The organism is Halomonas citrativorans, from assembly GCF_014898005.1.
Taxonomy (GTDB): domain Bacteria; phylum Pseudomonadota; class Gammaproteobacteria; order Pseudomonadales; family Halomonadaceae; genus Vreelandella; species Vreelandella citrativorans.
The window spans coordinates 1-9,846 of the sequence record NZ_JABUYX010000043.1; the positions used below are offsets into that span (position 1 = coordinate 1).

A 9,846-nucleotide genomic window follows, 5' to 3' on the forward strand; every position below is an offset into this window, starting at 1 on the left:
TCCTGGTCATCAGACACCTCGCTTATGGTGGCAATATTACCACCTACGTTGGTGTCCGGTTTTATTGAACCACTACAAATAAGAAAGGATATAGATAAAATAAAAGGAGAGGTTTCGATTTTTGAAGAACGAGTATATGAAGCTAGAATGAGCTTCTTCGATTCCTACGCAGAAATGAATGTTAGGTTTAGAAGTATAAAGAAAGGTGAAGAGAGATTGATTTTTAATGTGGTTAGGAAACATTATCAGAGTTATAGAAAATTGTGTGAAAGCCTTGTTTTAAATAAAGAAAAAGTTTCGGATTTTCATTTTAGGGAGTGTTATAAACTTGATACGGAATTGGCTGATAAGCTTGGTGAATATTTTTTAAATGAGTGGAGTAGAGCAAAAAGAGGCGATGAAAATTTAGTTGCGAAGAAAAGAGTTATTTTCATAGTATTATCGTCAATTATAATCTATTACTTGATTGGTTTAATAGCCGGATGAGTTGCTTTAGTATTCACTTGAACACGTCATGAAATGTTGAGATAAATTTCTTGGTGTGCGTAAGTGATTAAATAAAAATCTTTATGTCATCGTGTGCCGCTAGGGCAGGTTATTGTAATCAGTAGGTCGAGTTAGCGTATGGTGTTAACATTCGGTCAACCGCACCATATCCTAGCTTGCTATAGTTAGCATCTAGGGCTTGGTAATTCAGCGACTTATGATCTGGTGAGCCAGCTAATGCAGCATTGGGGCGCTTTCATAATCCCTTGGTCGTAGGTTCAAGTCCTACTGGGCCCACCATTTCTAATTTTTGCTTGCTTCTGGCAAGAGATTTTAAGTCCCATGGCTCAAAATCAATCTTCCTTCCCATATGTCTCTCCGCGTCCTTTGAAAGTTACCCATCTTTGCGATGTGCTTCGCTGTTAGCTCGAAAGTAGCCGGCTGTTTTGCGTTGTCGATCAACAATAGCTGAAACATGTGTGAGCACGACTCAGGTAGCCAGCTAGACCTAAAGCAAGGTTCCAGATAGCTAATCTGGCACCTTCCCAAAGCGTTTTCTTGCTAGCAGGCGAATAAGTAAGCCTCGCCAATTTATTTCACTGCTAGTCAATTTTGAAAAGAAGTGCGAAAGAGCACAAGTCTCCTTAGGAAAGACGGCGGCGAGTCTGCAAATGGCGTTGTGGCTAAGAAAACTTGACATCGTGTGATTGTTGTAGTTGTGAATAATAATCCGTATCATTCGCCTTCCTCTGTTTGCTTACTATAAAAACACGTGCTCCTCTCCCCCATTCTGCCTGTCAGTGAGGTTTGTTTAACATGCGTCGTTCGCCTTTTTCCGCTACACCGTTGTCTGTCGCTATTCGCCGTGCATTGGCTGTGTCGTTAGGGGGGACGTTGTGTGTTGTGCCTTTTGCTGCACTGGCGCAGGAAGAGGCCGTGAACATGGGGACCACTGTGGTGACGGCGACCGCGCTGAAGGTGGATACCCCGGATGTAGAAACGCCTCGCGCTATTTCAACCGTGAGTGCGGAGGAGCTTGAGGATCGCGGCGTCAATAAATATGACGAAACCTTCCAGTACCGCTCCGGTGTTGTGTCTCAGCCTTACGGTAATGACAACAATGCCGACTGGTTTTTCCTGCGTGGGTTTAGTGCGGAAGGCGCTACTTACCAGGATGGTTTGCGGCTCTTCCGTACAGGAGGCTATTTCTGGTGGATGAGTGAGCCCTTTGGCTTTGAACGTGTTGATCTTTTGAAAGGGCCTGCCTCAATCCTCTATGGCGAGGCGCCCCCTGGCGGCATGATCAACGGGATTAGTAAACGGCCCACCCGTGAACCGCAAGGAGCGCTGCAGGTTGAAGCCGGTAACCATGATCATCGCCAGGTAGGGGTGGATGTGTCTGGCCCGGTGGGGCAGCGCGATGACGTGCGCTATCGCCTAGTGGGCCTCTATCGCGATGGTGAGGGCGAGCTCAACGGGAGTGAAAAAGAGCGCTATTACTTTGCGCCTAGCCTGGCGGTCGATGTTAGCGATGATACCACCGTCACCTTCCTTGCTAGCGTCCAGAAAGACCAGGGCGTGCCTACCAATGGGTTCTTTCCGGCACTGGGTACCCTCGAAGACTCTCCGTTTGGGAAAATTGATCCGGCGACCAATTTTGGTCAACCGGATTATGATCGGTTAGATCAGCGCCAGGTTGCGATTGGCTATGAGCTGGAACACCAGATAAACGATACCTGGGAGTTTCAGCAGAATGCCCGCTATACCCATTTGGATTTGGAACTGCGCAACGTTTACCCCAATTCGTATATAACGCCGCCACGTAGTATTTCCCGTGGGATTATTGACCGGGATGGCCAGTACGATGCGTTTAATATTGATAACCGACTCATCGCGCGTACTTATACCGAGAACACAGAGAATACGTTATTGGTTGGCGCGGGCTATCAAGAACTGAATTTAAACTACACCAACCGCGACAGTTTCCGCACCCTGGGTGATGGCTCTAGCTTCTTTACAAATATCGATACGGTGGATCTCTATAACCCCGATTACTCGGCGTTTACGGCGCCGGATACCGGTGACCCCACCGAGCATAATGTCGATCGCCGCCAAGTGGGGCTCTATGTTCAAAACCAACTGCGCATAGCCGATCAGTGGGTTCTGCTTGCTGGGGCGCGCTACGATAATGTCGATAGCAGCGACGATTTTAGCGATACCACGGGCAGCTCCAGCGAAGGGTACGATGACGAACACCTCTCTGTTACGGCCGGTGCGATGTACCTGGGCGAAAACGGAGTTTCCCCCTATGTGAGCTATAGCGAGTCGTTCACCCCGGTGGCGGGTATTGGTCCAGATGGCGCTAGTTATGAGCCATTAGAGGGTCGCCAGTTTGAGGCTGGGGTTAAAATTGCCCCACCGGACGTAGATGGTTATCTCACCATTGCCGCCTTTGATGTCGAAGAGAATAACACCCTGATCTCGACCAGTGCGCCTGTTCAAGAGCAGGTAGGCAAGCGCCGCTCGCAGGGGGTAGAGATCGAAGGCGTGGGCTATTTAACAGATGAGCTAAAACTGATTGCCGCCTATACCTATACCGATGCCCGCTATGATGCGAATGATGCACTGCGGGATGAGCGTGTTCCCTTGGTGCCAAGGCACATGGCGTCAGCGTGGTTGGATTACGATATGAGCCGCACATTGGCTGGGCTTTCGGTAGGGGCGGGTGTGCGTTATATGGGGGAAACGGTACCCAGCGCGAATAGCGCTATTGAGCAAAATGTCCCTTCTACAACGCTCTATGATGCCATGGTGAGCTACCGCATTAACGACAGCTGGACTGCCCAGGTCAACGTCAACAACCTTACCGATGAAGAGTACGTCAGTGGCTGTGACTTTTACTGCTATTACGGAGCCTCGCGCAGCGTGGTGGGTAGCCTGAAATACAGCTGGTAGGTTGCTGCTGGTGAGTGGTTAACGTCAGTTGCTGATTCATTCAGCAACTGACGTGTTGGTACATGTGTTAAAGCACGGAAGCGCCTACTTGCACCAGCCCAAACATGCCGACGCCTGCCGCCACCGGCCAACCCAGTGAACGCACGCGCAGCCATACCAGCAGGGTAACCAGCAGGCCAATGGCGGTTGCGGTCCAGGAAATCGTACTTGGGTTAACCGGTACAATAGAAACGCCCAGCACCGCTGCAATCATTAGCGGCCCTAAAATACCCAGCCACTGAGGCATGTTGTTGATGCCGCTATCACTGCCTAAGCGGCGCTGCATCCATAGAAAAGGGACGACGCGTATGAGTAGCGTACCTAATGCCGAGGCAATAACCGCTAACCAAAGCCCTGTACTCATAACGCACCTTTGCTGGATTCAAGCTTAACCATATAGAAGCAGAGCGCGCCGCAGGCGGCAGCAAGTGGAATGGCGACGTTGGCCCAGCCATATAGCGTAAACAAGAGGGCGGATACTATGGCCCCGCTGAGTGCGAGCGACCAGCGTTTGTCGGTAAACCGCGGTGCTACCATGGTTAAAAACAGCGCGGGCAGGGCGAAAGGCATAATCTCACCCAGCAGAGGCCAGCGAGAGGTGAACGCCTCTCCCGCCGTCGCTCCTACGATAGTTCCTATGATCCAGGCGCCCCAGGCGAGGAGCGATGCTCCCAAAAACCAGCCGAAGCGCTCCGGTTTATCCAAGTGAGGAAGCCGCGTTAAGGCTAAAGCAAACACCTGGTCAGTAAGGCCGTGCATCAGCCAGGGCCAGTGACGGCTCTGAGGCAATAATGCGGCTAGATTAGGGCCATAAACCACATGGCGTACGTTGATCAATAGCGTCATCGCGACAACCAGCCAAAGCGGCGAACCCGCCGCGATCATACCAACAAAGAGAAACTGCGAGGCTCCGGCGTAGATCAGCAGTGAAATAGCGGCGGCCTCCCATGTGGTGAAGCCCGCTTGTGTCGCCACCAGGCCGAATGAGAGCGAGACCGGTATATAGCCGCCCAGCAGAGGGATGGCTTCTCGTGCGCCTTTTAGCGCTGAGTGAGTTAATGCATGGCTCATGGTGTATCACCTTTTTCACCATAGGTGATGGTCAGGATCATGGTGGCTTCTGCCGCTTGGGTGCGATAAATGTGTGGTTTATCGGCAGGGAAGGTCAGGCTTTCACCGGGGGTAAGCTGCGTGGTGTTACCTTCCGGTCCAGCTTCCAGCCAGCCGCTAATAAGGGTAAGGGATTCCTGCGTGCCCGGTGTATGCGCTTCAGCCCGGCGCCGCGTGTTGGGCGCGCAGCGCATCCAGTAGGCGTCCACGTGGGGGGCGCCTTTGCCTTGGTCAATGAGGCGTACTTGCACGCCGTCTTCGCCCAGCGGTACGGTAATCGGCGCGACTAGGGTGCCAAAGGGAGTGTTGAGTTGAACGGCCAGCCGCCAAATGGTGTCCAGCGTTGGGTTGCCGTTGCCTTGCTCAAGTCGACATAAATTGGATTTAGCCATACCGGCGGCGTTCGCTAACTGAGAAAGCGAAAGGCCTTGTTGCTGGCGCAGCGACTGCAAATGCTGGCCCAGCGTATTAAGTGAAAGCTTATCCATACAGGGTGTCTCGTTGTTCCTTATAGAGAACGTTCTATATAAGGAACGCTTGTTTGTCAACCTGAGCGCTACAAAAGCGCTTCGTCGCTTCTGAGCGATGGGGGATGCTAACCATAAGAAGCCAAATACCAAAACGGCCCGTTTTGAAGTCATGATCCAAAACGAGCCGTTGGTATTTATTGGCCTTCTCTTAACAGCGGGAATGTAGCTGTTAAGAGAAGGCTGAACGCTTGAAGCTTAGGCGCTGGTCTTTGCCTCTTTAGCTCGGCAAGCAGCTGCAGTAAACAGTACATCGGTTGAGGAGTTAAGCGCCGTCTCTGTGGAATCCTGTACCACGCTGATCACAAAGCCAATCGCAACCGCCTGCATGGCCACTTCGGTAGGAATGCCAAACAGGTTGGCGGCCATCGGGATCAGCATTAGCGAGCCGCCCGCCACGCCTGAAACGCCGCAAGCCGCCAGGGCGGATACGATGCACAGTAGTAGGGCGGTGGGGAAGTCGACGTTAATACCTAAGGTATGTGTCGTGGCCAGGGTAATGACAGTGATAGTGATGGCCGCGCCACACATGTTGATGGTGGCACCCAGCGGGATAGAGATGGAGTAGGTATCAGGGTCCAGCTTCAGGCGGCGGCAGAGCTCAAGGTTAATCGGGATGTTGGCAGCAGAACTACGCGTGAAGAAGGCGGTGATCGCGCTGCCACGCAGGCAGGCAAAGACCAGCGGGTAAGGGTTTTGACGGGTGGCGATGTACACCAGCAGCGGATTGCTTACCAGCGCGACAAACAGCATGCAGCCCACAATAACGGTTAGTAGCTGGGCATAATTAAGCAGCGCCTCGATGCCTGACTCGGCCAGCGTACCTGCCACCAGGCCAAAGATACCCAGTGGGGCAATGCGAATAACCAGCGCCACAATCCGTGAAACGGCGTCAGAAAGATCGCTAAGAGCAAGGCGCGTGGTTTCGCTGGCTTGGCGCAGCATTAAACCCAAACCGACGGCCCAGGCAAGAATAGCAATAAAATTACCTTCCATCAGTGCAGTGACAGGGTTAGCGACCGCATTCAGCAGTAGGTTTTGCAGTATCTGAAAAATATCTCCGGGCGGGTTACCACTTACCTGTTCTGCGTTAAGCGACAGCTCCGTAGGAAACAAAAAGCTCGCGGCTACCGCAATCAGTGCCGCTATCAGCGTACCGACAATATACAGCACTAGCACCGAGCGAATATGTGTAGGCTGCCCCTGCCTATGGGCGGAAATGGCGGCTGCCACCAGAACAAAAACTAAAATAGGCGCAACGGCTTGAAGAGCGGAAATGAATAGCTGGCCCAGTAGCGCTACATTATCGGCAATCGCGGGTGCAAAGATTGCGAGCAGCGTACCTGCCACGATGCCAATTAAAATCTGCGGGATAAGGCCCAGCTGTAAAAGCGGGCGGAATAAGCCAGTGGTGGTTGCAATCATCGCGCGTCACTCTGGTAGTCGAATAGGGATGGGCATACGTAGACGCCTCCGGAAAGGGGCAGCATTCTACCACTTGGCGCTATCCTGCGGGATTTTCGTGAGCAAGTTTCTTTGGGAGGGTTTTAAGTAGAGCAGTCACTACGCTTGGCAGCACTGGTGTTGCTTTGTATGTCAGCCCAATAAGTGCAAAAAAGCTGAGAGGAAGGTGTGCGGAGAAGCGATGTTTTAATGAACGGGGATACGCAGCGGGGAAGACTGACCGATTAAACGAATACTACCCTTGCCGCCGAATAAAAGAGGCAAGGGTAGGGCTGAAAAGCAGTACCTTGATAAGTAAATAATTAGGCAGCGACTATTGCCTGACGAGGTGTCTTGCTAGAAACCGCAGTTGGCGTCATCTCGGCAACGGCACTGGCTTTCATGCTGGCTAGCATGGCATAGCCTTTGTCAGTTAGCTCAATCACGTCGGGGGAGGAGCCCCATTTTAAAAGCATTTCGTCTAGCTGATGCTCCGCTGTTTCAAACTGGCTACAGTGGCAGAGCAGCTTGGCGATGGTGTAATCACATTCCGGGGTGTCGAACATTTCATCCTTGATTTCTTGAATCGCAAGTTGAAGACCAGCTTGGGAAATCTCTGCTAGATGGATATGTTGCATGCCACTACTCCTTGTGAATGCTGAGTTTATTTGTACGTAAATTGTACTCTTCAAGACTAATATAGGTTTCCTTCAGAAGCAAACCCCTTAAAGGTGTTATTTGCCTCTTCTCGCTCTTACGCTTTCGCCCAATAAAAATCCCGCTCCGATGAGTAGAGGGGCTCGCTGCTTCCCTTACCGCTATTACAAAGGTAGCGTAGCGATCAATGTGACTACGCAGCCTGATAAAAAAGCCAGTAAAGCACGTTTTATCATTTCTTCTTCTTGGCTTTTTGATTCCTATATAGCTGTTATATAAGATGTTTTTTAAGGTAGTTACGGCTGTCTGGTTTTGCTCCATTGAAAAGATGTTGACGTTTCATCCTGGCTCCCATCGCGTTGCGATTAGTCACCCCTGATCCCCACTAATCCAAAGCCCGTACCCTTGGGCCATTTCACAACGTTTTTTAAAGAATCGTTTCTGAAAGACCGCTTCAGGTTTCAGCATAGACCACGATAGGTAAAAAGCGACTTAATAAAAGCTATACAAAACGTTAATTTTTTTGCCATCAATATGTCACCAAGGCAAAGCCTGTGTTGATGGGTGACGCTTGAAAACCAGATGGTTTTTCCAGATTCGCGACTGGCAGCACGCAGCGATAGACATTTTTGGCAATAACCAGGGTGCCTGCTGGCTCAGGTTATACGACTAACGTTGTTAGACTTTGGTTGTAATTGTGGGCGTTTTGCTGGACTAATGTCCTATTGCAGTTAATAAAGGGCGCCACGAAATCGTTGAGCCCTTCTCAGCCTGGGTAAGTTGCTCACTATCAATCTACTTTTTGTTCACCTGACAGCGGTGTTTTTATAATGCGCAGAGTTGCCATGATGACCGTGTGGGACCAGCTATGGTATTCCCACGATCAAGCCAAGAAACTGCTGATGTGTGCGTTACCCTCAACGCATGCTCCCAGCACCTCACGTCCTTCCGCCGCATCCGGTGGTGGAGAGTCTCAGGGCAGTGGGCCATCTCCACGCCCACCTGCTTACAATAAGCCCCAAACAGTAGGGCTTGTACTTGGGCCGCTGCTGTTTGCTTTGGTTGCGCTGTTTTTTCATCCTGCTGATTTAAGTTTTGAAGGCCGCATGGTCTTGGCAACTACGTTGTGGGTCGCTGTTTGGTGGATTACTGAGGCTATCCCTATCCCGGCAACGTCGTTATTACCCATTATATTGCTGCCTATTACGGGCGCATTGGATGGAAGTACGGTCACGGCTGCTTACGGAAATCCTATTATTTTCCTTTTCCTGGGCGGGTTTATGATCGCACTGGCCATGGAAAAGTGGGACCTGCACAAGCGTATCGCACTGACGATTATTTCCGTGTTGGGCACCAGTATTAACAGCATCGTGTTTGGCTTTATGGCGGCCACTGGGTTTCTTTCCATGTGGGTGTCGAATACCGCCGCGGTCATGATGATGCTGCCGATCGGCACCGCGATCGTCTACCAGGTGAGCCAGGAACTGGGTAAAAACGGGGGCGAGGTTGATAGCAAGGAAATTGACAAGTTCAGTAAAGCACTAATTTTCGGTGTCGGTTACGGCGGCACTATTGGTGGGTTAGGCACGTTGATTGGTACACCGCCGAACATCATTTTAGCGGCGGTCGTGAATCAACTTTTTGGCGTGGAAATCTCCTTTGCCAACTGGTTAATGTTTGCTTTCCCGGTGGTAATGGTGCTGCTGGTATTGGGTTGGATGATGCTTACTTACCTGATTTATCCGATTAGTTTTCGTAACCTTCCCGGCGGTAAGGATCTCATCAAGAAAGAAAAGGAAGCGCTAGGCAAGATCTCATTTGAAGAGAAAGCCGTTCTGGGGGTGTTCATTTTTGCAGCGTTTTTCTGGATTACTCGCTCTTTCTTGTGGCAAGGCCAGATTATTAATATTCCAGGTATCAGTGATGCCATGATAGCGATCAGTGCTGCGATATTACTGTTCCTGCTTCCCTCTAAAAACAAAGGCGGCTGTCTGCTCAACTGGGATATCGCGCGGGACGTGCCGTGGGGTATTTTACTGCTATTTGGAGGCGGCTTGGCCATTGCGGCAGGGTTCGGCTCCTCAGGTCTGGCGGGCTGGATTGGCAACCAGATGAGCGTGCTTCAGGGAATGAATTTCATTCTGGTCATTCTTCTGGCGACCGGTATAGTGCTGTTTCTTACGGAAATTACCTCCAATACAGCAACGGCAACCATGATTTTACCGGTACTGGCATCGCTGGCGCTGGCGCTAAATATTCACCCGTTTGCTTTGATGGTACCTGCTGCCATGGCGGCCAACTGTGCCTTTATGTTGCCGGTAGGGACGCCGCCCAACGCGATTATCTTCGCAACTGGCAAAATCAAGATCACCGAAATGGTACGTAACGGTTTCGGCCTGAATATTATCTCCATGCTCCTGATTACGGCGTCTGTATACTTCCTTTTACCGATGCTATGGGGGGTTGATTTGACGGTCTATCCCGAAGCTTTCCGTCACTAAAGCGCTCTTTTAAGCGTTTTTGATCAAAGCCCTTATCCATCGATAAGGGCTTTTTTTTATGGTGCGCCAGGCATGGCGCGCAGCGCCTTAACAGGCGCTATTCCTGAGGGTGGTGCCTCAGGATGACT

General features: G+C 50.9%; 8 protein-coding genes. 3 read left to right on the plus strand and 5 right to left on the minus strand.

The window, feature by feature from the left end:
* Both INT20_RS17620 and INT20_RS17625 read left to right on the plus strand, forming a co-directional pair.
* The coding region (locus tag INT20_RS17620) for a hypothetical protein (protein WP_193057423.1) at positions 1-486 on the plus strand (486 nt) is incomplete at its 5' end.
* A gap of 816 nt (positions 487-1,302) precedes the next feature.
* The gene (locus INT20_RS17625) at positions 1,303-3,441 is read left to right on the plus strand and encodes a TonB-dependent siderophore receptor (protein ID WP_193054489.1); all 2,139 of its coding nucleotides are present in this window, start codon (positions 1,303-1,305) and stop codon (positions 3,439-3,441) included.
* A 67-nt stretch (positions 3,442-3,508) separates the two neighbouring features.
* Here INT20_RS17625 and INT20_RS17630 read toward each other — a convergent pair whose 3' ends face one another.
* The 5 genes from INT20_RS17630 to INT20_RS17650 all read right to left on the minus strand — a co-directional run bounded on the left by INT20_RS17630 (position 3,509) and on the right by INT20_RS17650 (position 7,198).
* Positions 3,509-3,844: an AzlD domain-containing protein gene (locus INT20_RS17630; protein WP_087109813.1), complete on the minus strand. Its 336-nt coding sequence runs from the start codon at positions 3,842-3,844 to the stop codon at positions 3,509-3,511.
* Positions 3,841-4,551, minus strand: coding sequence for an AzlC family ABC transporter permease (locus tag INT20_RS17635; protein ID WP_193054490.1), 711 nt, complete (start codon positions 4,549-4,551; stop codon positions 3,841-3,843). The genes INT20_RS17630 and INT20_RS17635 overlap by 4 nt, the downstream gene beginning before the upstream one ends.
* Positions 4,548-5,078, minus strand: a complete 531-nt coding sequence (locus tag INT20_RS17640; protein ID WP_193054491.1) for a helix-turn-helix domain-containing protein — start codon at positions 5,076-5,078, stop codon at positions 4,548-4,550. Before INT20_RS17640 ends, INT20_RS17635 begins: the two co-directional genes overlap by 4 nt.
* A 237-nt stretch (positions 5,079-5,315) precedes the next feature.
* Positions 5,316-6,542, minus strand: coding sequence for a serine/threonine transporter SstT (gene sstT / locus INT20_RS17645; RefSeq protein WP_193054492.1), 1,227 nt, complete (start codon positions 6,540-6,542; stop codon positions 5,316-5,318).
* Between the two features lie 341 nt (positions 6,543-6,883).
* Positions 6,884-7,198, minus strand: a complete 315-nt coding sequence (locus INT20_RS17650) for a hypothetical protein (protein WP_172118984.1) — start codon at positions 7,196-7,198, stop codon at positions 6,884-6,886.
* A gap of 867 nt (positions 7,199-8,065) precedes the next feature.
* On the opposite strand from INT20_RS17650, the gene INT20_RS17655 reads away from it, so the two are divergent.
* The gene (locus INT20_RS17655) at positions 8,066-9,718 is read left to right on the plus strand and encodes an SLC13 family permease (protein WP_193057424.1); all 1,653 of its coding nucleotides are present in this window, start codon (positions 8,066-8,068) and stop codon (positions 9,716-9,718) included.
* The last annotated feature ends 128 nt before the right edge of the window (positions 9,719-9,846 follow it).

Coding starts and splice junctions, on each gene's coding strand:
- INT20_RS17625 (WP_193054489.1), top strand. CDS start 1,303: ATGCGTCGTTCGCCTTTTTCCGCTACACCGTTGTCTGTCGCTATTCGC.
- INT20_RS17630 (WP_087109813.1), bottom strand. CDS start 3,844: ATGAGTACAGGGCTTTGGTTAGCGGTTATTGCCTCGGCATTAGGTACG.
- INT20_RS17635 (WP_193054490.1), bottom strand. CDS start 4,551: ATGAGCCATGCATTAACTCACTCAGCGCTAAAAGGCGCACGAGAAGCC.
- INT20_RS17640 (WP_193054491.1), bottom strand. CDS start 5,078: ATGGATAAGCTTTCACTTAATACGCTGGGCCAGCATTTGCAGTCGCTG.
- sstT (WP_193054492.1), bottom strand. CDS start 6,542: ATGATTGCAACCACCACTGGCTTATTCCGCCCGCTTTTACAGCTGGGC.
- INT20_RS17650 (WP_172118984.1), bottom strand. CDS start 7,198: ATGCAACATATCCATCTAGCAGAGATTTCCCAAGCTGGTCTTCAACTT.
- INT20_RS17655 (WP_193057424.1), top strand. CDS start 8,066: ATGACCGTGTGGGACCAGCTATGGTATTCCCACGATCAAGCCAAGAAA.